Genomic DNA, 21,894 nt, shown 5'->3' on the forward strand with positions numbered 1-21,894 from the left:
GGCCCCCGCGATGCCGGGGGTTTATGTTTTCAGTACCACGCCTCAAAGATAATTTCATCCCCTCGCCATTGCAGACAGTGTGTCAGTCTTAGCCCCTGAAGAAACGACTCATCATGTGAAACCACCATCAACGCCCCCGGAAAGGTCGCCAGCGCGCTTTCAATCGCCAGCGTCGAGGCGAGATCGAGATGGTTAGTCGGCTCATCCAGCAACAATAACTGCACAGCGTCGCGTCGCCAGAGTACGCAGGCCAGCGCGGCCTTCAATCGCTCACCGCCACTTAATGCCGCCAGGGGTAACGTGACTTTATCTGCCCCCAACTGCAACTGCGCCAGGCGCGTGCGCAACGCCCCTTCGGTAAGAGGCGTCTCTTCAGCACCCAGGTTTTCAAGTAAAGAGAGCGACAGATCCAGCCCCGTCAGATGCTGGTCAAGATAAGCCGTGGTCACGGGTACATGGCAGAAGCCTGAGAGGGGCGCTATTTCACCAGTGAGAACCTTCAGTAGCGTCGACTTACCGCAGCCGTTTGGCCCACGCAGCGCCACCCGTACCGGCCCTTCCATCCGCACGCTTAACGGGGCGAGCGGTGTAAACGGCAGAACAACCTCGTCCAGTACCAGCACCTGTTTCCCGTCGGCAACATGGGTGCCCGGCAGGGTAAAGAGCACCGGGGCCGCGTCCTCAACCCGCTCGCGGGCCAGGTTTACCGCAGCGCTGAGGGCATCGTTCTGCTCACGGTGTTGACGACGAACCGTGCCAGTACGCTCCTTTGCAGCACCTTTATATTTCACCCGTTCAAACGAGGCGATGTTCAGATTATCAACATTACGCAAGGTCTGCGCAGAGCGCCGCTGGCTGGCGTCATGCTCTTTTTGCAGACGAAGGCGGGTACGACGACGTTCGGTAGTGGCATGCTCCAGCGCCGCCTGAGCGGCCTGTTGCTCCGCACTGCGCTGGCGCTGATAGTCGGCATAGTTCCCGCCATAGCTGCGCAGCCCTGAAGGGGTAAGCTCAAGAATACGTGGCATCAGAGCCAACAGTTCACGATCGTGCGTGGCCACCAGAGTGCCGCCACGTCTGCGACTGAGCAGGCTACAGAGCCACTCACGTCCCTGGCGGTCGAGATGGTTTGTCGGTTCGTCCAACAGCAGATAATCCGGATCTTGCAGAAAGGCGGCACACAGTAACGCCCGTATTCGCTCGCCGCCGCTGAGCGTCAGGGCGGGGAGCCGGGCAGAGAAAGCGGGTAAGCCCGCCTCGATAAAAGCAGCCTCAAGACGCTCCTGCAGGTCCCAGAATCCGTCCATTTGCTCAAGGTCGCCGGGATGGTAATCGCCCTGCTCAATCCGTTCGCGGGCGGCAAAGAGAGCCTCATAGCCCAGCAGGCCGGCAAGGGTCGTCTCTGGCGTCACCCTCTGCTGCTGCGCAACATAGGCCAGTGAACCACTTCGCTCAATATGCCCATAAGCAGGCTTATCCAGGCCGGCGAGTAGCCGTAGCAGGCAGGTTTTGCCGCTACCGTTACGGCCAACAAGACCACATAGCTCAGCCTCAAGCGTGAGCGTTAACGGACCAAAAAGGGTGTCTCCTGTCGCAAACTGACAGGTAAGTTGGTGCAATATAAATGAGGGGGATTGGGCGCAATGAGCCATAAGCACTCCTGATTGAAATCAATACCTCCCTGCCCGCACTGAGTGCGTTGCAAGGCGTGAAATTCATCAGTCGTGTTTGTTCATTTTTGATGTGCGCTCCAGAATGACGAGGGCTTCGTCGAGGCAAAGGATAGCCGCAGAATGGTCAGGATGACAAGGTTAAATTTTAGACTCTTATTCGAGATCGCTTTGAAGAATGGAGATTCAGATAATAAAAAACCCGCCGGGCGGCAGGTTTTTTTAATTAACGTAACCGTTACTGCAACAGCGAAATATCCGCGACCTGCAGGAACAATTCACGCAGTTTGGCGAGCAGCGTCAGACGATTGAGACGCACCTCTTTCTCTTCCGCGTTAACCATGACGTTTTCGAAGAACTCATCCACTGGCTCACGCAGCGCCGCCAGTTCAATCAGGGCTTCCTGATAGCGACCTTCCGCGAAATAAGGCTGCAGTTTATCGCGCAACACAACGAGGTTGCCCGCCAGTTTGATTTCTGCCGCTTCTTTCAGAACGGAAGCATGCACGATGTCGTTCAGCGTTTCGTCGGATTTCGCCAGAATGTTGGAGACACGCTTGTTGGCTGCCGCCAGCGCAGAGGCCTCTTCCAGGGAGCGGAAATGGGACACTGCTTTCATGCGTGCATCGAAGTCTGCCGGACGGGTCGGACGACGCGCCAGCACCGCCTGAATGGTGTCCACGGTGTAGCCTTCGTCCTGATACCAGGCGCGGAAGCGGCCGAGCATAAAGTCGATAACATCATCCACGACTTTCGCATTGGTCAGCTTGTCGCCGTACAGACGCACCGCCTCTTCGGTCAGCGTTTGCAGATCCAGATTCAGGTTCTTCTCAACGATGATACGCAGCACGCCCAGTGCAGCACGACGCAGCGCAAACGGGTCTTTGTCGCCTTTCGGATGCTGACCGATACCGAAGATACCCGCCAGGGTGTCCATCTTATCGGCAATCGCGACCGCGCAGGCTACCGGATTAGACGGCAGGTCATCACCGGCAAAACGCGGCTGGTACTGTTCGTTCAGCGCGACGGCAACGTCTTCCGCTTCACCGTCATGACGCGCATAGTGCATGCCCATCACGCCCTGGGTGTCGGTGAACTCGAAGACCATGTTGGTCATCAGGTCGCACTTGGACAGCAGCCCCGCGCGGGTGGCGTGGTTAACATCCGCGCCCGTCTGACCGGCAATCCAGCCCGCCAGGGCCTGAATACGGTCAGTTTTGTCACGCAGCGTACCCAGTTGCTGCTGGAACAGCACGGTTTGCAGACGCGGCAGATTATCTTCCAGACGTTTTTTACGGTCAGTATTGAAGAAGAACTCGGCATCCGCCAGACGCGGGCGCACTACCTTTTCGTTACCGGAGATGATCTGCTGCGGATCTTTGGATTCGATATTCGCCACGAAGATAAAGTTTGGCAGCAGCTTGCCCGCGTTGTCATAAACCGGGAAGTACTTCTGATCGCCCTTCATGGTGTAGACCAGCGCTTCAGCAGGCACCGCGAGGAACTTCTCTTCGAATTTCGCCGTCAGCACTACCGGCCATTCCACCAGCGAGGTGACCTCTTCCAGCAGGCTTTCGCTCAGATCAGCATTACCGCCAATCTTACGTGCAGCCGCTTCGGCATCCGCTTTGATGGTCGCTTTACGCGCGTCGTAGTCGGCGATGACTTTACCGCGCTCGAGCAGAATTTGCGGATACTGATCGGCATGGTCGATGGTGAATTCCGGCTCGCCCATAAAGCGGTGCCCGCGAATCACGCGATCGGACTGAATGCCCAGAATGGTTGCCGGAATGAGTTTGTCGCCCAGCAGCAGGGTCACGGTATGCACCGGACGCACGAAGTGGACGTCGCTTGCACCCCAGCGCATCAGTTTCGGGATCGGCAGTTTCGCCAGAGAGGTGGCAACCATGTTCGGCAGCAGCGCTTCTGCGCTTTCGCCTTTGACATGAGCGCGATACAGCAGCCATTCACCTTTATCGGTGGTCAGACGCTCGGCCTGGTCAACGGTGATACCGCAACCGCGTGCCCAGCCCTCTGCCGCTTTGCTCGGTTTACCCTCAGCATCGAACGCCGCAGAAACTGCCGGGCCGCGTTTTTCGACTTCGCGATCCGGCTGGGATGCCGCCAGGTTCGCCACTTTCAGCGCCAGACGGCGCGGTGCCGCAAACCACTCGACGTTACCATGCACAAGGCCTGCGTTATCAAGCTCGGCCGTCACGTTCGCAGCAAAGGACTCCGCCAGGCTGCGCAGGGCTTTTGGTGGCAGCTCTTCGGTGCCGATTTCCACCAGGAAAGTATTCTCAGACATGGCCGCCTCTTATTTATTCTTGTTGCACATCGGGAAGCCGAGGGCTTCACGGGAAGCATAATAAGCTTCAGCTACCGCTTTGGTCAGGGTGCGAATGCGCAGGATGTAGCGCTGACGCTCGGTAACGGAGATGGCTTTACGCGCATCCAGCAGGTTGAAGCTATGTGCGGCTTTCAGAATACGCTCGTAGGCAGGCAGCGGCAGCGGATTTTCCAGCGCCAGCAGCTGCTGGGCTTCTTTCTCGTACTGTTCAAAGCAGGAGAACAGGAAGTCCACATCAGCGTATTCGAAGTTGTAGGTGGACTGCTCCACTTCGTTCTGATGAAACACGTCGCCGTAGGTGGTTTTACCCAGCGGGCCGTCGCTCCAGACCAGGTCATAAACGCTGTCTACGCCCTGAATGTACATCGCCAGACGTTCCAGACCGTAGGTGATTTCACCGGTAACGGGTTTACACTCCAGGCCACCAACCTGCTGGAAGTAAGTGAACTGCGTCACTTCCATGCCGTTCAGCCACACTTCCCAGCCCAGTCCCCAGGCACCCAGCGTCGGGTTTTCCCAGTTATCTTCCACGAAGCGAATATCGTGAATGGTCGGGTCCATACCCAGCTCTTTCAGCGACCCCAGGTACAGCTCCTGGATGTTATCCGGTGATGGTTTGATGACCACCTGGAACTGATAGTAGTGCTGTAAACGGTTCGGGTTTTCGCCGTAGCGGCCATCGGTCGGGCGTCGAGAAGGCTGCACGTAGGCGGTCGCCATCGGCTCCGGCCCTAACGCGCGCAGACAGGTCATGGGATGAGAGGTGCCGGCGCCAACTTCCATGTCCAGTGGTTGAACAATGGTGCAGCCCTGGCGAGCCCAGTAATCCTGTAAGGTCAGGATCAGGCCCTGAAAGGTCCTGGTATCAAACTTTTGCATATTATTTCGTGCTGGATACGTGTGGATTTAAGGAAGGGCTCAGTATACCCGCTGAGTGCAAGATATACAGTATGAAACAGGTTTGTTTAGGGAAAATTGAAAAACTAGCGCATAGAAAGGTGCAAAAACTGCCCTTCTGCATCGAAAGCGCAGACAAAGCGCTCCTTCAGAGGGGTAAACCCGCGCATTTCATAGCTACTCTGGAACTGTTCAAACCCGATAACGGCGATTTTTTGCCTGTCGGTGTTGTAGCGGTAGGCCGCACTATTCCTGCACTGTTGCTCCATTGCCAGCGAATGTGACGGGCTGACTTTGGTTTTTTGCGCCTTTTGTTCAGGTGCGGTCTGCTGAGCGCTGCATCCGGCGATAAGTAATGTCAGCGCTGTTGCTATCTCTTTCATCATCATTTTCTTACCGTCAGCCGGGCATGCTGTTATTTTTATCAGGAACACCTTCGAACCCTAAATCTTGCAAACCCAGCCGCCGGGTAACAAGCGCAGGCGGGAAAACTCAGAATTATCCAGTGAGAAAGTGGAATAAATCGTTAGTCTGAGGGTATTTGACGGGAAAATTGAGGAACTGATGTCGCCGAAAATTAACTGGATTGAAAATCTGCGAGGGATCGCCTGTTTGATGGTTGTGATGATCCATACCACAAGCTGGTATATCACCAATGCGGCAAGCGTCAGCACCTTCGACTGGGGAGTCGCCAATCTCCTGAACTCCGCGTCACGTGTCAGCGTGCCGCTCTTTTTTATGATTTCAGGCTATCTTTTCTTCGGCGAGCGCAGCGCGCAACCGCGTCATTTTTTACGCATCGGCCTCTGTTTACTGTTCTACAGTACCCTCGCCTTTGCGTATATTTTCTTTTTCACTTCGATTAACAGCGATTTAGCGCTGAAAAACCTGCTGCAAAAGCCGGTGTTCTACCACCTTTGGTTCTTCTTCGCGATTATCGTCATCTACCTGGTATCACCGTTAATTCAGGTAAAAACCGTCAGCGGAAAAATGCTGCTGGCGCTCATGGTGGTGATTGGCGTCATCGCAAATCCGAATACGGTGGCACAAAAAATGGGGGGCTTCGAGTGGCTCCCGATCAATCTCTATATCAATGGCGATACTTTTTACTATGTGGTGTATGGCCTGCTGGGTCGCGCCCTGGGGATGATGGACACCCACAAAAAACCACTCAGCGCGGTAAGCGCCGTTGTCTTCGTGCTGGCGGTCTGGGCCATCTCGCATGGCACACTGAACGAACTGAAATGGCGCGGTAACTTCGCCGATACCTGGTATCTGTACTGCGGCCCGTTGGTCTTCATTTGTGCTATAACGCTGTTAACACTGGTGAAAAACACTCTTAACACCCGGGTTTTACCTGGGCTGCGCATGATTTCGCAACACTCACTGGGGATCTACGGTTTTCACGCCCTGATTATCCATGCGCTGCGTACGCGTGGCGTGGAAATCCAGCGCTGGCCGGTACTCGATATTATCTGGATATTTAGTATCACGCTGGTGGTGAGTCTGGGGCTGTCGATGCTGTTACAGCGTGTTGATACGCGGCGTTATATTAGTTGAGAGAAGACACCCGGCCGCGGCATCCTCAACCAATGGGCTGAGGGATCCGCATAAAAATGCGAGTACGGGCAATCCCTCCGCCCGCTTCCCTGCGGGCGGCCCCGGTCAGCCGCCAACGTCTCATCGGTTTTCAGCCAGACCCTGTCATCGCTGTAACTGTTTTATTCCCATTGCGCGGTGTTATCGCTGTAAAACGTAATATTACCGCGGATTCCTCAGCCCAATGGGCGAGGGAACCTGGATTCAGGACATTAACGGTAAAAGCTGCTGATAAATGCGGCGGAAGGTTTCGCGACGCGGCTGGTAAGAAGCGTGGCGGGCTGCATCCGGGATATGTTGTTGCTCAATAGTCAGTTGCGGTAAAAGACGGGCAGGCGGCACGTCAGGATGAAGCGCAATTTGCGCCAGCCGGGCAGCCCCAAGCGCCGGCCCGACATCCCCGCCCGTGCGGTAGTCCAGTTGCTGACCGCTGATATCCGCGAGCATCTGCCGCCAGTAGCCGCTACGTGCCCCACCGCCTATCAACGTCACACGCTGTGGCGTCACTCCACAGGCGTGTACTACGTCCATGCCATCCGCCAGCGCATAACCCACGCCTTCCAGCACCGACTTTGCCAGCTCATTCGGCCCATGCTGATGGGTCAGACCAAAAAAGACGCCTTTGGCTTGCGGATTATTATGTGGTGTACGCTCACCGGACAAATAAGGCAAAAACCAGAGATCGCCCGCTCGCTCGTCCGCGTGTTCCGCCGCCGCAATAAACGCCTGCACCGAAGGCTGACCGGTCAGTTTTGCCGCCCAGTCCAGGCAAGAGGCAGCACTTAACATGACAGACATCAAATGCCAGCGCCCAGGCAGCGCGTGGCAGAAGCTATGTACGGCGCTTTCGGGCTTGCTGAGGAATCCTTCACTTACCGCAAAATAAACGCCTGAGGTGCCGAGCGACAGCATTGCCTGCCCCGCATCCGCCATGCCGACACCCACGGCGCCGGCGGCGTTATCACCTCCACCCGCGACAACAGGAACAGGCGACATCCCCCACCGTTCGGCAATATCAGGTAACAGGGTGCCCGTCACATCGCACCCCTCGAACAGCGCAGGCATGTGGTCGCGGGTAAGCCCGCAGGCGGCGAGCATCTCATCGCTCCAGTCGCGTTTTGCCACATCCAGCCACATGGTTCCGGCGGCATCAGACATGTCGCTGGCGTAGGTCCCGGTCATTTGCAGCCGCAGGTAATCCTTCGGCAGGAGGACTTTTGCCACCCGTGCAAACCGTTCGGGCTCGTGGCGCTTCACCCAGAGCAGCTTCGGTGCGGTGAAGCCCGGCATCATCAGGTTACCGGTAATGGCGCGGGAATTTTCCACCGCAGATTCCAGCAACCTGCACTCTTCTGCACAGCGTCCGTCATTCCACAAAATAGCCGGGCGCAGTACCTGATCGTCTTTATCCAGTAGTGTCGCACCGTGCATCTGCCCGGCCAGGCCAATAGCCTTTACCTGCTGCAAAGTGTGCTGTTCGCTTAAGCCGCGGATGGCGCGGTCCGTCGCCTGCCACCAGTGACCGGGATCCTGCTCAGACCAGAGCGGGTGCGGACGCGACACCGTGAGCTTTTCCGTTTGCGACCCCAGGACGGTGCCCTGCTCATCGAGCAAAATCGCCTTCACCCCGGATGTGCCAAGATCGATCCCGATATACATAGCGGTAACTCCTTTGAAAACCATGCCCGATCGCTGACCGGGCCGTTGAGTGCCTCAGGCGATTATTTGTCGAACAGGTAATGATTAACCAGATTCTCCAGCAATTCCTGATGCCCGCTCTGATGAACTGGCGCCAGGTTCTGCTGTTCAGCGTACTTCGCCAGCTCCGCAAGCGTTAGCTGCCCCTGAAGAATTTGCTGGCCCAGTTCACCATTCCACCCTGCGTAACGTTTTGCCACACGCTTATCGAGCTCGCCCTCCTGGGTCATTCGCGCTGCGACTTTTAACGCCAGCGCCATAGTGTCCATCGCCCCGATGTGGCCATAGAAGAGGTCATATTTATCGGTGCTCTGGCGGCGTACTTTGGCATCGAAATTGAGACCACCGGTGGTGAACCCGCCCGCTTTGATGATTTCATACATCACCAGCGCATTCTCCTCAACGCTAATCGGGAACTGGTCGGTATCCCAACCCAGCTGCGGGTCGCCACGGTTGGCATCCACTGAACCAAAGATTCCCAGCGCAATGGCAGAGGCGATTTCATGATGGAAAGAGTGCCCCGCCAGGGTCGCATGGTTGGCTTCGATATTAACTTTGATCTCTTTTTCCAGACCAAACTGTTTCAGGAAGCCATACACCGTTGCCACGTCATAATCGTACTGGTGCTTGGTCGGCTCCTGCGGCTTCGGCTCGATCAGCAGCGTGCCACGGAAGCCAATTTTATGTTTATGCTCGACCACCATCTGCATAAAGCGGCCAATCTGCTCGCGCTCCTGCCGCAAATCCGTGTTAAGCAGTGTTTCATACCCTTCACGCCCTCCCCACAGCACGTAGTTTTCACCGCCGAGTTTATGCGTGGCATTCATGGCATTGGCGACCTGGGTAGCGGCCCAACTGAATACGTCAGGATCCGGGTTAGTGGCGGCACCGGCGCCGTAGCGCGGGTTGGTGAAGCAGTTGGCGGTACCCCACAACAGCTTGACTCCACTCTGCTGCTGTTTTTCTGCCAGCACGTCCACCATTTGCGCGAAGTTATTGATGTATTCCTTCAGCGATGCGCCTTCCGGTGAGACGTCAACATCGTGGAAGCAGTAGTAGGGCACATTCAGCTTGTGGAAGAATTCAAATGCAACGTCAGCTTTGCGTTTCGCCAGCTCAAGCGCGTCTCCCGGCTTCTGCCAGGGCCTGTCGAAGGAGCCCACGCCAAACATGTCTGCGCCATTCCAGCAGAAGGTGTGCCAGTAACAGGCGGCAAAGCGCAGGTGATCTTCCATTCGTTTACCCAGCACCAACTCGTCCGGGTTGTAATGGCGAAACGCTAATGGATTGGTGGTAGTCGGGCCTTCAAAACGAACACGTTCGAGCTGGTCAAAATAAGCTTGCATATTGAGCTCCATAATCAGGTGTGCGGCAAAGTTTCACTCTCGAAGTAATACTGAGTTGTCTCATTGCCTTGCTCAATTACGTTATTTCACACTGCCATTAAGAGAATACGCAAATGTGCGCTGTCTCGCAAAAACTGGGCTATTATTTTTGCGGTGCCCTTCCTGTTTTTTTCGCAAAACCGATTCCGCTTATTTTAAAATCAGATCGCGGTCAAACTTCCACAAATAAACCAAAAATCATAACGCCTGGATAAAAATCAGGAATTGCCAGCTCCTGCTTCCGTGTTAAAAATTTGCAACGATCGACGCAGTGCATGTTTCTTTTATCTCAGCTTTGTCACCCTACAAAAGGTATTACTATTATGAAGATAAAGAACCTTTGCCTTACTCTCTGTGCTTCATTGCTGCTCGCCAGCATGGCGGGTCACGCGAAAGAAGTAAAAATTGGTATGGCTATCGATGACTTACGTCTCGAACGCTGGCAAAAAGACCGTGATATTTTCGTGAAGAAGGCCGAGTCGCTGGGTGCCACCGTGTTCGTGCAGTCAGCCAACGGAAATGAAGAAACGCAGATGTCGCAAATTGAAAATATGATAAACCGCGGCGTAGATGTTCTGGTCATTATTCCATACAACGGTCAGGTATTAAGTAATGTCGTAAAAGAAGCCAAACAGGAAGGGATTAAAGTGCTGGCTTACGACCGCATGATTAATAATGCCGATATCGATTTTTACATCTCTTTTGACAATGAAAAAGTGGGTGAGTTACAAGCACAAAGTCTTGTCAGCAAAGTGCCGCAAGGGAATTACTTCTTAATGGGTGGCTCACCGGTTGATAATAATGCCAAGTTATTCCGTGCCGGTCAGATGAAAGTGTTAAAACCCTATGTTGACAGTGGAAAAATTAAAATCGTTGGCGATCAGTGGGTAGATGGCTGGTTGCCAGAAAATGCGCTGAAAATTATGGAAAATGCGCTGACGGCCAACAATAACAAAATTGATGCCGTTGTTGCCTCCAATGACGCCACCGCTGGCGGCGCGATTCAGGCATTAAGTGCCCAGGGGCTCGCCGGAAAAGTCGTGATTTCAGGTCAGGATGCTGACCTTGCGGGTATCAAACGGCTTATCAACGGTAGCCAGACGATGACGGTCTATAAGCCCATCACGCAGCTGGCAAACACCGCCGCAGAAATTGCCGTTGAGTTGGGCAATGGCAAAACCCCCAAATCCGATACCACCCTTAACAACGGTCTGAAGGAGGTCCCCTCCCGCTTACTGACGCCTATCGAAGTCACCAAAGACAACATCGACGCCACGGTTATCAAAGACGGCTTCCATCAGAAAGACCAGCTATAAGCCTCACGGCATGCCTCCAGCAAGGAGGCATGCCGGGTTCTCTCTTCAGGCACTGTGAATACCCCGAATGACGTGGAGCAGTTATGCCTTATTTACTTGAAATGAAGAACATCACCAAGGCCTTTGGCGCGGTCAAAGCCGTGGATAACGTCAGCCTGCAACTTAACGCAGGGGAAGTGGTGTCATTGTGCGGCGAAAATGGCTCCGGCAAATCCACACTGATGAAGGTACTTTGCGGCATCTACCCGTGGGGCACCTATGAGGGTGACATCGTTTTTGCAGGCGAAACGCTGCAAGCCGGCCATATCCGTGATACCGAACGCAAAGGCATTGCCATCATCCACCAGGAACTGGCGCTGGTGAAGCATCTGACGGTGCTTGAAAACATCTTCCTCGGCACCGAAATCACACGTCATGGCGTAATGGATTACGACACCATGACCCTGCGTTGCGAAAAGCTGCTCGCCCAGGTGAGCCTGAACATCTCACCGGATACCCGGGTGGGCGATCTTGGCCTTGGCCAGCAGCAGCTGGTGGAGATAGCGAAAGCGCTGAATAAGCAGGTGCGGTTATTGATTCTCGACGAACCGACCGCCTCGCTCACCGAGCAGGAAACTGCCGTACTGCTGGAGATTATTCGTGATCTGCAGCATCACGGTATCGCCTGCATTTATATTTCTCACAAGCTCAATGAAGTCAAAGCAATATCAAATGTGATTTGTGTTATCCGCGACGGGCAGCACATCGGTACGCGCGATGCTGCGGGGATGAGCGAAGATGACATCATCACCATGATGGTAGGCCGCGAACTCACAGCACTCTATCCCAATGAACCTCACGACACGGGGGATGAGATCCTCCGTGTTGAGCACCTCACCGCCTGGCACCCGGTGAATCGTCACATCAAGCGGGTCAATGACGTCTCCTTTTCCCTTAAGCGCGGGGAGATTCTGGGCATTGCCGGGCTGGTCGGGGCGGGGCGCACCGAAGCCGTTCAGTGCCTGTTTGGCGTCTGGCCTGGACGCTGGGAAGGGAAAATCTTTCTCGATGGCAGGCAGGTAGAAATCAACAACTGTCAGCAGGCGATTGCCAATGGCATCGCAATGGTACCGGAAGATCGCAAAAAAGACGGTATCGTGCCGGTGATGGCGGTCGGCAAAAACATCACGCTCGCGGCATTACACCAGTTTACCGGCAAGCTCAGTAGTCTGGACGACGCCGCCGAACAGCATTGCATTTTGCAGTCGCTGCAACGCCTCAAGGTCAAAACCTCCTCGCCAGACCTGGCAATTGGTCGCCTGAGCGGAGGGAATCAACAGAAGGCCATTCTGGCCCGCTGCCTGCTGCTCAACCCGCGCATTCTCATCCTGGATGAGCCGACGCGCGGCATTGATATCGGGGCAAAGTACGAAATTTATAAACTTATTAATCAACTGGTACAGCAGGGTATCGCCGTTATCGTCATCTCATCCGAATTACCTGAAGTGCTGGGGCTGAGCGATCGGGTGCTGGTGATGCATGAAGGCAAGTTAAAAGCCTCCCTTATTAATCATCAACTGACCCAGGAGCAGGTCATGGAAGCGGCGCTGAGGAGCGAACATCATGTCGAAAAGCAACCCGTCTGAAATGAAATTATCCGCCCCGCTACCTGGGGCATTTTCCGGACTCAAATCCCTGAACTTACAGGTGTTTGTCATGATTGCCGCCATCGCCGTGATCATGCTCTTTTTCACCTGGATGACCGACGGTGCGTACTTAAGCGCACGCAACGTCTCCAACCTGCTGCGCCAGACCGCCATTACCGGCATCCTGGCGGTAGGCATGGTATTTGTGATTATTTCGGCTGAAATAGACCTTTCCGTCGGTTCAATGATGGGCCTGTTAGGCGGCGCAGCGGCCATTTTTGACGTCTGGCTGGGCTGGCCGTTACCGTTGACCATTGTGGTGACGCTGGTACTCGGGCTGCTGTTAGGGGCATGGAACGGCTGGTGGGTCGCCTATCGTAAAGTACCTTCTTTCATCGTCACCCTGGCGGGCATGCTCGCTTTTCGCGGCGTGCTGATTGGTATCACGAATGGCACCACCGTCTCTCCTACCAGTAGCGCTATGTCGCAAATTGGTCAAAGTTATCTGCCTGATGGTGTTGGCTTTGGCGTGGGCGCTTTCGCGCTGGTCGCCTTCATTTTGTGGCAGTGGCGTGGCCGGCTACGTCGGCAGTCGCTGGGGCTGGCGACACCAGCTTCCACGTCAGTCGTCGGTCGCCAGGCACTGATTGCCGTGCTGGCACTCGGCGCAATCTGGCTACTGAATGATTATCGTGGTGTTCCAACCCCGGTGCTGTTGCTCGTGTTCCTGCTGATGGCGGGAATGTTCATGGCTACACGCACCGCCTTTGGTCGACGCATTTACGCTATTGGTGGCAACCTCGAAGCAGCTCGTCTTTCAGGGATTAATGTGGAACGCACCAAGCTGGCGGTCTTTGCTATTAATGGCCTGATGGTGGCGATTGCCGGTTTGATCCTGAGCTCACGCCTCGGTGCAGGCTCCCCCTCGGCAGGTAATATCGCCGAGCTGGACGCCATCGCCGCGTGTGTGATTGGGGGAACCAGCCTCGCGGGCGGTATCGGTAGCGTGGCGGGGGCGGTGATGGGGGCCTTCATTATGGCCTCGCTGGATAATGGCATGAGTATGATGGACGTGCCGACGTTCTGGCAGTACATCGTCAAAGGGGCGATTTTACTGCTGGCGGTATGGATGGATTCCGCCACCAAACGTCGGGCATGATCGCAATAATGGTCACACTGCCGGAAAATTTTCCTCCGGCAGTGTACTGAATATGATAAGCAGAGTTGATGATTCATTAGCGACGGAACCGACATGTTTGAAAAGCGCCACCGCATTACGTTGTTATTCAATGCCAACAAAGCCTATGACCGCCAGGTCGTTGAAGGCGTTGGCGAATATTTGCAGGCGTCACAATCAGAATGGGATATTTTTATCGAAGAAGATTTCCGTACCCGTATCGAGAATATCAAGGAGTGGCTCGGTGATGGGGTGATCGCTGACTATGATGACCCTGAAATCGAACGACTGCTGGCCGATGTGGACGTGCCTATCGTCGGCGTGGGTGGCTCCTACCATACCCCGGAGCACTACCCTCCCGTTCACTATATTGCTACGGACAATTACGCACTGGTTGAACATGCGTTTTTGCACCTGAAAGAGAAAGGAGTACACCGTTTTGCCTTCTACGGTCTGCCGCCGTCCAGCGGAAAGGGCTGGGCCGCAGAGCGCGAGCATGCGTTTTGCCAGCTCGTCGCCCAGGAGAAGTATCGCGGTGTGGTTTATCAAGGGCTGACTACGGCACCGGAGAACTGGCAGCATGCGCAGAACCGGCTGGCCGACTGGCTGCAAACACTCCCGCCACAAACGGGCATTATTGCCGTTACCGATGCCCGCGCACGCCATGTTTTACAGGTCTGCGACCACCTCCATATTCCGGTACCAGAAAAGCTCTGCGTGATTGGCATCGATAATGAAGAGCTGACACGCTATCTCTCCCGCGTGGCCCTTTCGTCAGTGGCGCAAGGGACCCGTCAGATGGGTTACCAGGCCGCCAAGCTGCTGCATCGCCTGCTTGATAATGAAACGATGCCATTACAGCGCCTGTTGGTGCCGCCGGTCCGTGTGGTTGCCCGACGTTCGACGGATTACCGTTCACTGAACGATCCGGCGGTTATCCAGGCCATGCATTACATCCGTAACCACGCCTGTAAGGGCATTAAGGTGGATCAGGTGCTGGATGCGGTGGGAATTTCGCGTTCGAATCTGGAAAAGCGCTTTAAAGAGGAAGTGGGCGAAACAATTCATGCGGTAATTCATGCGGAAAAGCTGGAGAAAGCGCGCAGCCTGCTGGTTTCCACTTCACTTTCAATCAATGAGATTTCCCAGATGTGTGGCTATCCATCGCTACAGTATTTCTATTCGGTGTTTCGCAAAGCGTATGACAGTACACCGAAGGAGTACCGCGAACGCTACGGGGAAGTGTTGCTGCCTTAGCGTGGCGTCAGAGTGGCAAAAATAAAACGCCTTCCAACTGGAAGGCGTTTGTGCAATTACATATGGGCGGCGATTAAACGCTGATTATCCTGATACATGGCAAACAGGTAATTGTTATAGCTTGCGCCCTTCGTTGAATAGCCTTTGAGCTTGTGAATCATAGTGCTGGCCGTTACTTCCTGATCCGCTTTACGCAGCTGCGCACGGGACTTACGGAACGACGAGTAAGCCGGATGGGTATTGAGGTTCACCACATACGCATTCACGGAGGCTTCAACAGACTCGAAGTGCGAATAGCCTTTCACTTTTCCAGGACCGTTAGTGCAGCGCCCTTTTCCGCATTTCATGCCGAACAGGTTATTGTTATTACGCGCCAGCTTAGAGGTACCCCAACCGCTTTCTGCGGCGGCCATGGTCGCCACCATGCTGTCCGGAATAATGTCCACGCGTTCCATTAACGCATTCCACGGAATACGGCGGGTATTGCCAGACCAGCTAATTTTATAGCGTTTGGCGATATCCTTAAGACGCGAACGATCGGACGTCGACCATTGCTGGCTGTATTGACGTTCCATTAGCCAGTTACGATCGGCAGTGATGGCCGCATTTTGACGAGTAATGTAGGGCATTACGGTCCGGAGAAACGCTTTCTTTCTTGGTGCTCCGGAAGGGTATTTTCGCAAATCAGGAAGTGAACTGCTATTTACACTATTGCGAGAATACTCTTGTTTACTGCTTACCTGTTTTTTACCGGTCGTCTTTGAGATTTGGGCCTTGTGACTCACTGTTTTGCTGTGCGTTTGGGCAAGCGCCTCACCTGAAAATACGATGGTGAGAAACATGAGTATCGTAGCCCCAAGTCGTCGCAAGGGAGTCGATATCATTAAGTCTCCTGGTCGGATATAAACATTCCAACACCTTATTTTTTTCACAATTTTGAGAGCGGAATCTCAAATCATACCAAAAATAACCACTCAGAGCACGTACAGAAATAAGCCAATTCCGAAAGCCTGTCATCACGAATCAACCAGAAAGCGAAAAAAATGCGTTAAAAATGTGGCGATTATCGCAAATCTTGGGCAAATTTTGCGCGCGATCACTCACCCTTCGTCCTCCTCCCTGCGATAACGCGCGCAGGAGGAGTTTGCAGGCCTGTGCTAATGGCAAGATGAGTAAAACAGACGTTACGGGAAGGATTGAGATGAGATACAGCCCCCTTTTTGCCCTGCTTTTACCGGCCATCGCCAGTGCGAACTGGTCTGCGACCGGATTTAATGCGTTTAAGGATGACGGCACCGGCGTATGGCGCAGCGAAGCCAGGCTGCAAAAAGGATCCTATCCGTTGACTCTGCAAGCCGATCAGCAGTGCTGGCAGCCCTCAGGGGAGATCAAACTCAATCAGATGCTCTCACTCAAGCCCTGTGCCGCAGAGGCACCGCGCTGGCGCATTTTCCGTGAAGGCGAGTACCGCATTCAGATTGATACCCGTTCGGGTACACCGACACTGATGTTGTCAGTAAAAAGCGAAGCAGCAGAGAAAGTCGTGGATGTGAGGCGTCAGTGTCCGGTCTGGGACGGTCAACCGCTGACGCTGGACGTCAGCCAGACCTTTCCTGAAGGCAGCGTGGTTCGCGATTTCTACAGCCAGAAAACGACCACCGTCCATCATGGCAAAATCACTCTGGCTCCCGCAGAAAATAGCGGGGGGCTGTTACTGCTTGAACGCGCCGAAACAGACGCACCGGCGCCCTTTAGCTGGCAAAACGCCACGCTCTACTTTGTGCTGACCGACCGTTTCGTTAACGGCGATCCGTCGAACGATAACAGCTACGGTCGACACAAAGACGGAATGGAAGAGATTGGCACCTTTCACGGCGGCGATCTGAAGGGACTCACCAGCCGGCTTGACTACCTGCAACAACTTGGGGTTAACGCTTTGTGGATAAGCTCGCCGCTGGAGCAAATTCACGGTTGGGTAGGCGGCGGAACAAAAGGCGATTTCCCCCATTATGCTTATCACGGCTATTACACACAGGACTGGACGAGACTGGATGCCAATATGGGTACCGGGGAAGAGTTACGCCAGTTAGTTGATGAAGCGCACAAGCGCGGCATTCGCATCCTGTTTGACGTCGTCATGAACCACACCGGTTACGCCACCCTCGCGGATATGCAGGAGTTTCAGTTCGGCGCCTTGTATGTACAGGGCGAAGAGCGCAAAAAAATCCTCGGCGAACGCTGGACCGACTGGCGTCCTGGAGCGGGGCAAAGCTGGCACAGTTTTAACGATTACATTAACTTCAGCGATAAAACCGCATGGCAAAACTGGTGGGGTAAAAACTGGATCCGTACCGACATTGGCAATTACGACAATCCTGGGTTTGACGATTTAACCATGTCGCTGGCCTTTCTGCCGGATCTTAAAACAGAGTCCACCTCGCCGTCCGGCCTGCCGGTTTTCTATCAGCATAAACCCGATACCGCAGCCCGCGAAAAGCCAGGCTATACGCCACGCGATTACCTGACGCACTGGCTGAGCCAATGGGTACGCGATTACGGCATTGACGGTTTTCGCGTCGACACCGCCAAACATGTTGAGCTTGCGGCCTGGCAACAGCTGAAGACCCAGGCAAGCGAGGCACTGGTGGAATGGAAAAAAGCCAACCCACAGAAAAAAATCGACGATGCGCCGTTCTGGATGACCGGAGAATCCTGGGGGCACGGCGTGATGCGCAGTGATTACTACAACCACGGTTTCGATGCGATGATCAATTTTGATTATCAGGAGCAGGCGGCCAGCGCGGTCAAATGCCTTGCCGACATGGATCTGGTCTGGCAGCAAATGGCGGAAAAACTGCAAAGCTTTAACGTCCTGAGCTACCTCTCTTCCCATGATACCCGCCTCTTCCGCGATGGGGGCCAGGAGGCGGCAGAGTTATTAATGCTGGCACCGGGCGCGATACAGATTTTTTACGGCGACGAGACAAACCGGCCTTTTGGCCCCACCGGCTCAGACCCGCTTCAGGGGACACGTTCAGACATGAACTGGCAGGATATCGACACCACCGAGGCACAACGGCTGCGCCACTGGCAAACCCTGGGGCAGTTCCGTGCCCGCCATCCGGCACTGGGAGGTGGAAAACAGACCACGCTCAGCCTGCAACAGGGGTATGGCTTTACTCGCACACTGGCCGGGGACAAGGTAATGGTGGTCTGGGCGGGCAATCGCTAAGACCGACCTGGCTCCCTCTGCCATGAGGGAGCCAGGTGACCAAAGCAAAATAAAAATCCATACAATCAAAAATAAGTGAAATAAAATCTCACACAACCCCCTCTCCTCCGATTTGCACAGCAGGGTATGTAGCGCTATGGTGAGCCATTTTTAAAATCAGACCGACAGAACCCTTGCTATGACATTCTCACTTTTCGGCGACAAATTTACCCGCCATGCAGGCATCACGCGCCTGATGGAAGACCTCAACGACGGTCTGCGCACCCCCGGAGCCATCATGCTTGGCGGGGGAAACCCGGCACAAATCCCGGCCATGACCGATTACTTCCACAACCTGCTCGCACAGATGCTGGAAAATGGCAAAGCCACTGATGCGCTTTGCAATTATGACGGCCCTCAGGGTAAGTCTGAGCTACTGACTTTGCTCGCTGCGATGCTGCGAAAAGAGTTTGGCTGGGATATTGAACCGCAGAACATCGCACTGACAAACGGCAGCCAGAGCGCATTTTTCTACTTGTTTAACCTTTTTGCAGGCCGACGCGCCGATGGAAGTACCAGAAAGGTTCTGTTCCCGCTGGCACCTGAGTACATTGGTTATGCCGATTCCGGCCTCGAAGACGATCTTTTTGTCTCTGCCCGCCCCAACATTGAACTGCTACCGGAAGGCCAGTTTAAGTACCACGTCGACTTCGAACATCTGCACATCGGTGAAGAGACAGGGATGATTTGCGTGTCGCGCCCGACGAACCCGACCGGCAATGTGATCACCGATGACGAGCTGATGAAACTCGATGCGCTGGCGAATCAGCACGGCATTCCGCTGGTTATTGATAATGCTTACGGTGTGCCCTTCCCTGGCATCATCTTTAGTGAAGCACGCCCGTTATGGAATCCGAATATCATTCTTTGCATGAGCCTGTCGAAGCTGGGCCTGCCGGGTAGTCGCTGCGGCATTATCATTGCGAATGACAAAGTGATTTCTGCCATCCGCAACATGAACGGCATTATCAGTCTTGCCCCGGGGGGCATCGGCCCTGCCATGATGAGTGAAATGATTAAGCGCAACGATCTGCTGCATTTGTCAGAAACTGTCATCAAGCCTTTCTATCACCAGCGTGTTCAGGAGACTGTCGCCCTCATCCGCCGCTATCTTCCTGAAGAGCGCTGCCTGATCCATAAGCCAGAAGGGGCAATCTTCCTCTGGCTGTGGTTTAAAGATTTGCCGATTACCACCGAGCTTCTCTACCAGCGGCTGAAGAAACGCGGCGTGCTGATGGTCCCGGGCCATTACTTCTTCCCGGGGCTGGACAAGCCCTGGCCTCATACTCACCAGTGCATGCGCATGAACTATGTACCGGACCCCGATAAGATCGAAGCGGGTATAAAAGTGCTTGCTGAAGAAATTGAAACCGCCTGGCGTGAACATGCCTGACGAAAAGGCCCTCCCCGGAGGGCCTTTTAAAATGACCAAATAACGTTTCTTTTGATAAGGTTTTTTGAGTAGTTTTCTGTTTTAATTAGCATATATCCCCTTGTACACTCCAAAGCTAATTCAGGAAATTAAGAAATATATTTTATAGTTAAATGTAGCTACACAAAAAATTTGAAGATAAGCAGCGATTAATCTCCAGATTAATTATTTATATTGTTGTTTTAATTAAAAAAATTATTAACTTAGAATATTTAAACCAGGATTAATCATATTTTACTGCTTTTTTAATATTTATTTCACTCCTTTCCTACCATAACGGAAAATCGGTATTACACTCATTCACTCGCAGACGACGTTTTATTTTAACGGTGCTTATCATAGCGGCGCCTGCAGGAATGGACTGCCCGCCAATAGCGGGGCGGACGACAGATGTGGACGTGTCTGTCACGCATCACGTATCCAACACCAGTGGGATCCCCAGCCAGCCGGGATAATCACCGGTTGAGTTGGCGGCATAAGAAACCAAAAAATCAGTCACTCCTTTTGTGCCCCCTTGCGGGGGCATTTCTTCAGCGCATTTTCATGGCGCTGGCACTCAGTACACATGGCCATGAGAAGCGGAGCTACCGGCCTACTGGTTACGCTCGCGGTATGTTGAGACGGGTTTGTCGCAGTGTGACAGGATCTATACATTGCAGCGCCAGGGTCGGGCAGGCTTCCACACACGCGGGTCCCGCTTCGCGGTGCAGACAGAGGTCGCATTTCAGCGCCTGCACCTGTGACTGCCGGAGGGTGACCTCCATCGCGCCAAACGGGCAGGCAAGCATACAGCTTTTACAGCCAATACAGCGAGATTGTTCGACGTAAACCGCCCCGTTCACCCGTCCGATCGCCCCCACCGGGCAGACACTGGCACAAGGGGCATCTTCACAATGATGGCAGGTCACGGCGGTCGTAAATGATCCGCTCTTTACCACCCGGATGCGGGCGCTGAACGTTGCCGGCGAGAGGGCGGCGCAGTCCTGGTTTTCCTGATGCGACACCACGCAGGCGACTTCGCAGGTTCGGCAGCCTATGCATTTGGCCGGATCCGCCATAATAAAACGGTTCATTTTTCACTCCGCCAGACGATGATTGCCGCCAGCGTGCCAGAAAATCAAACGCCCTCGCTTTGATCCTGGCAGGGGTTGTAGCCAGTTAGGTCATCTGCCTGAGCCTATCTGGCTTTATGCCTATACGCGCAACGTAAATCCCAGCTCGTTGGAGATAGCCTCTGCGGTTTCACGCAGCGGCTTAAGCAGGTTTTTCTCACCTATCTGTTTCAGACGTGAGGTAGAGAGAGAAATAGAGATGGCATAGGGCACCCGGTGGTGAATATCAAACACCGGTACGGCAATACACGAGACGCCAAGCTCATTCTCTTCACGGTCCATCGCCATGCTGCTTTCACGGATCTGCGCCAGTTCGTCGTACATCGCTGGCAGTCCGGTGATGGTATTGCGCGTTAGCGGCTGGATCTGCTCCTGATGCGTCTCCCAGTACGCTTTTACATACTCAGGCTGACCAAAGGCCATGTAAATCTTGCCCATCGCTGAGCAGTAGAGCGGCATATGCTGACCAATGTAGGCGCGGGTACGTAACATGCCGGTGGTCGGCTCCAGCTTGTAAATCAGAATGGCATGATCGTCTTCGCGGCTGGAAAAGTTGATGGTTTCACCGGTGGCGAGGTTCAGGGCTTCCAGATGCGGTGCCGCCACATGGATGATATTCAGCGATGTCAGGGCCTTCTGCCCGACAGCAATGAATTTGGTTGTTAAACGGTAGCTCCCGGCTGCAGGCGCAGGGGTGACGTAGCCACAGGATTGCAGCCCTTGCAGCAATCGGTGCACGGTACTTTTATTCAGCCCGGCAAGTTCTGACAGATGCGCCAGCGGACAGCCGTTCGGGTAATTGCTCAATATCTCAATCAACATCAGGCCGCGAAACAAGCTCTGACTTCCTGCCGGCCGCTCTTTTTCCTGCGTGGTGTCACTCTCTTTTGTGTTCATCGCTTCCGCTCCCCATTTGTGGCGACCTGATGGTAGCGCAAAGTGTGTTTCACTTCACGATCTGAACAGAAATTTTGTAATTCATTGATTTTATTGTCTTTCAAAAATACAGGCGCCAATTGCATTGTGAAAATTTGATCGTTATATTTGAAATCAAGTTTCGCATAGTGAAATTTAAAGCGTTTTCATTGTTCAGTCCGACACCAGG

Annotated in this window: 16 protein-coding genes; 7 read left to right on the forward strand and 9 right to left on the reverse strand. The window is 54.0% G+C overall.

All coding sequences use genetic code 11. The features are described 5' to 3' along the window. Positions 1–29 precede the first annotated feature (29 nt). The 4 genes from KXR87_RS20655 to KXR87_RS20670 form a co-directional block, all read right to left on the reverse strand. Complete coding sequence (locus KXR87_RS20655; RefSeq protein ID WP_437434090.1) at positions 30–1,652, reverse strand: ABC-F family ATP-binding cassette domain-containing protein; 1,623 nt, start codon at positions 1,650–1,652, stop codon at positions 30–32. 256 nt (positions 1,653–1,908) lie between these two features. Beyond that, positions 1,909–3,978 carry a glycine--tRNA ligase subunit beta gene (gene glyS / locus KXR87_RS20660; protein WP_437434091.1) on the reverse strand — a complete coding sequence of 690 codons (2,070 nt, stop codon included), beginning with the start codon at positions 3,976–3,978 and terminating at the stop codon, positions 1,909–1,911. 9 nt (positions 3,979–3,987) lie between these two features. Next, positions 3,988–4,899 (reverse strand): glycine--tRNA ligase subunit alpha, encoded by a 912-nt coding sequence (glyQ, locus tag KXR87_RS20665; protein ID WP_004126458.1) that lies wholly within the window; start codon positions 4,897–4,899, stop codon positions 3,988–3,990. Positions 4,900–5,003: 104 nt separating this feature from the next. Beyond that, entirely contained in the window at positions 5,004–5,306 is a 303-nt protein-coding gene (locus tag KXR87_RS20670; RefSeq protein WP_437434092.1) for a YsaB family lipoprotein, read from the reverse strand. 175 nt (positions 5,307–5,481) lie between these two features. Between KXR87_RS20670 and KXR87_RS20675 the strand changes: the two genes are divergently transcribed. Beyond that, the gene (locus KXR87_RS20675; RefSeq protein ID WP_437434093.1) at positions 5,482–6,477 is read left to right on the forward strand and encodes an acyltransferase; all 996 of its coding nucleotides are present in this window, start codon (positions 5,482–5,484) and stop codon (positions 6,475–6,477) included. A 243-nt stretch (positions 6,478–6,720) separates the two neighbouring features. On the opposite strand, the gene xylB is transcribed toward KXR87_RS20675, so the two are convergent. Both xylB and xylA read right to left on the reverse strand, forming a co-directional pair. Then, a complete protein-coding gene (gene xylB / locus KXR87_RS20680; RefSeq protein ID WP_437434094.1) occupies positions 6,721–8,175 on the reverse strand; it encodes a xylulokinase in 1,455 nt (484 codons plus the stop codon). A 62-nt stretch (positions 8,176–8,237) separates the two neighbouring features. Beyond that, positions 8,238–9,560, reverse strand: a complete 1,323-nt coding sequence (xylA, locus tag KXR87_RS20685) for a xylose isomerase (protein ID WP_437434095.1) — start codon at positions 9,558–9,560, stop codon at positions 8,238–8,240. A 362-nt stretch (positions 9,561–9,922) separates the two neighbouring features. Here xylA and xylF point away from each other — a divergent pair, with 362 nt between their 5' ends. The 4 genes from xylF (at position 9,923) to xylR (ending at position 14,974) form a co-directional block, all read left to right on the forward strand. Further along, positions 9,923–10,915 (forward strand): D-xylose ABC transporter substrate-binding protein, encoded by a 993-nt coding sequence (gene xylF, locus KXR87_RS20690; protein WP_437434096.1) that lies wholly within the window; start codon positions 9,923–9,925, stop codon positions 10,913–10,915. A gap of 83 nt (positions 10,916–10,998) precedes the next feature. Beyond that, a complete protein-coding gene (locus KXR87_RS20695) occupies positions 10,999–12,540 on the forward strand; it encodes a xylose ABC transporter ATP-binding protein (protein ID WP_437434097.1) in 1,542 nt (513 codons plus the stop codon). Continuing rightward, entirely contained in the window at positions 12,518–13,699 is a 1,182-nt protein-coding gene (xylH, locus tag KXR87_RS20700; protein WP_437434098.1) for a xylose ABC transporter permease XylH, read from the forward strand. Before KXR87_RS20695 ends, xylH begins: the two co-directional genes overlap by 23 nt. A 93-nt stretch (positions 13,700–13,792) precedes the next feature. Beyond that, positions 13,793–14,974, forward strand: coding sequence for a D-xylose utilization transcriptional activator XylR (xylR, locus tag KXR87_RS20705; RefSeq protein ID WP_437434099.1), 1,182 nt, complete (start codon positions 13,793–13,795; stop codon positions 14,972–14,974). Between the two features lie 56 nt (positions 14,975–15,030). Here the strand turns inward: xylR and KXR87_RS20710 are convergent, their stop codons facing one another. Beyond that, on the reverse strand, positions 15,031–15,858 hold the full coding sequence (locus KXR87_RS20710) for a protein bax (RefSeq protein WP_437434100.1): 828 nt from the start codon (positions 15,856–15,858) through the stop codon (positions 15,031–15,033). Positions 15,859–16,175: 317 nt separating this feature from the next. On the opposite strand from KXR87_RS20710, the gene KXR87_RS20715 reads away from it, so the two are divergent. Together KXR87_RS20715 and avtA are read left to right on the forward strand one after the other, a co-directional pair. After that, the gene (locus KXR87_RS20715) at positions 16,176–18,206 is read left to right on the forward strand and encodes an alpha-amylase (protein ID WP_437434101.1); all 2,031 of its coding nucleotides are present in this window, start codon (positions 16,176–16,178) and stop codon (positions 18,204–18,206) included. 178 nt (positions 18,207–18,384) lie between these two features. Further along, positions 18,385–19,638, forward strand: a complete 1,254-nt coding sequence (avtA, locus tag KXR87_RS20720; RefSeq protein WP_437434102.1) for a valine--pyruvate transaminase — start codon at positions 18,385–18,387, stop codon at positions 19,636–19,638. A 638-nt stretch (positions 19,639–20,276) separates the two neighbouring features. On the opposite strand, the gene KXR87_RS20725 is transcribed toward avtA, so the two are convergent. Further along, positions 20,277–20,750, reverse strand: coding sequence for a 4Fe-4S dicluster domain-containing protein (locus tag KXR87_RS20725; RefSeq protein ID WP_437434103.1), 474 nt, complete (start codon positions 20,748–20,750; stop codon positions 20,277–20,279). Positions 20,751–20,870: 120 nt separating this feature from the next. After that, positions 20,871–21,686, reverse strand: a complete 816-nt coding sequence (gene yiaJ, locus KXR87_RS20730; RefSeq protein ID WP_437434104.1) for an IclR family transcriptional regulator YiaJ — start codon at positions 21,684–21,686, stop codon at positions 20,871–20,873. Positions 21,687–21,894: the final 208 nt, after the last annotated feature.

The organism is Yokenella regensburgei (assembly GCF_051486985.1).
Taxonomy (GTDB): domain Bacteria; phylum Pseudomonadota; class Gammaproteobacteria; order Enterobacterales; family Enterobacteriaceae; genus CBFFRJ01.

Excerpts from the sequence above, each read along its gene's own strand:
- KXR87_RS20655 (WP_437434090.1), bottom strand. The coding sequence starts at position 1,652 with ATGGCTCATTGCGCCCAATCCCCCTCATTTATATTGCACCAACTTACC.
- glyS (WP_437434091.1), bottom strand. The coding sequence starts at position 3,978 with ATGTCTGAGAATACTTTCCTGGTGGAAATCGGCACCGAAGAGCTGCCA.
- glyQ (WP_004126458.1), bottom strand. The coding sequence starts at position 4,899 with ATGCAAAAGTTTGATACCAGGACCTTTCAGGGCCTGATCCTGACCTTA.
- KXR87_RS20670 (WP_437434092.1), bottom strand. The coding sequence starts at position 5,306 with ATGATGATGAAAGAGATAGCAACAGCGCTGACATTACTTATCGCCGGA.
- KXR87_RS20675 (WP_437434093.1), top strand. The coding sequence starts at position 5,482 with ATGTCGCCGAAAATTAACTGGATTGAAAATCTGCGAGGGATCGCCTGT.
- xylB (WP_437434094.1), bottom strand. The coding sequence starts at position 8,175 with ATGTATATCGGGATCGATCTTGGCACATCCGGGGTGAAGGCGATTTTG.
- xylA (WP_437434095.1), bottom strand. The coding sequence starts at position 9,560 with ATGCAAGCTTATTTTGACCAGCTCGAACGTGTTCGTTTTGAAGGCCCG.
- xylF (WP_437434096.1), top strand. The coding sequence starts at position 9,923 with ATGAAGATAAAGAACCTTTGCCTTACTCTCTGTGCTTCATTGCTGCTC.
- KXR87_RS20695 (WP_437434097.1), top strand. The coding sequence starts at position 10,999 with ATGCCTTATTTACTTGAAATGAAGAACATCACCAAGGCCTTTGGCGCG.
- xylH (WP_437434098.1), top strand. The coding sequence starts at position 12,518 with ATGTCGAAAAGCAACCCGTCTGAAATGAAATTATCCGCCCCGCTACCT.
- xylR (WP_437434099.1), top strand. The coding sequence starts at position 13,793 with ATGTTTGAAAAGCGCCACCGCATTACGTTGTTATTCAATGCCAACAAA.
- KXR87_RS20710 (WP_437434100.1), bottom strand. The coding sequence starts at position 15,858 with ATGATATCGACTCCCTTGCGACGACTTGGGGCTACGATACTCATGTTT.
- KXR87_RS20715 (WP_437434101.1), top strand. The coding sequence starts at position 16,176 with ATGAGATACAGCCCCCTTTTTGCCCTGCTTTTACCGGCCATCGCCAGT.
- avtA (WP_437434102.1), top strand. The coding sequence starts at position 18,385 with ATGACATTCTCACTTTTCGGCGACAAATTTACCCGCCATGCAGGCATC.
- KXR87_RS20725 (WP_437434103.1), bottom strand. The coding sequence starts at position 20,750 with ATGAACCGTTTTATTATGGCGGATCCGGCCAAATGCATAGGCTGCCGA.
- yiaJ (WP_437434104.1), bottom strand. The coding sequence starts at position 21,686 with ATGAACACAAAAGAGAGTGACACCACGCAGGAAAAAGAGCGGCCGGCA.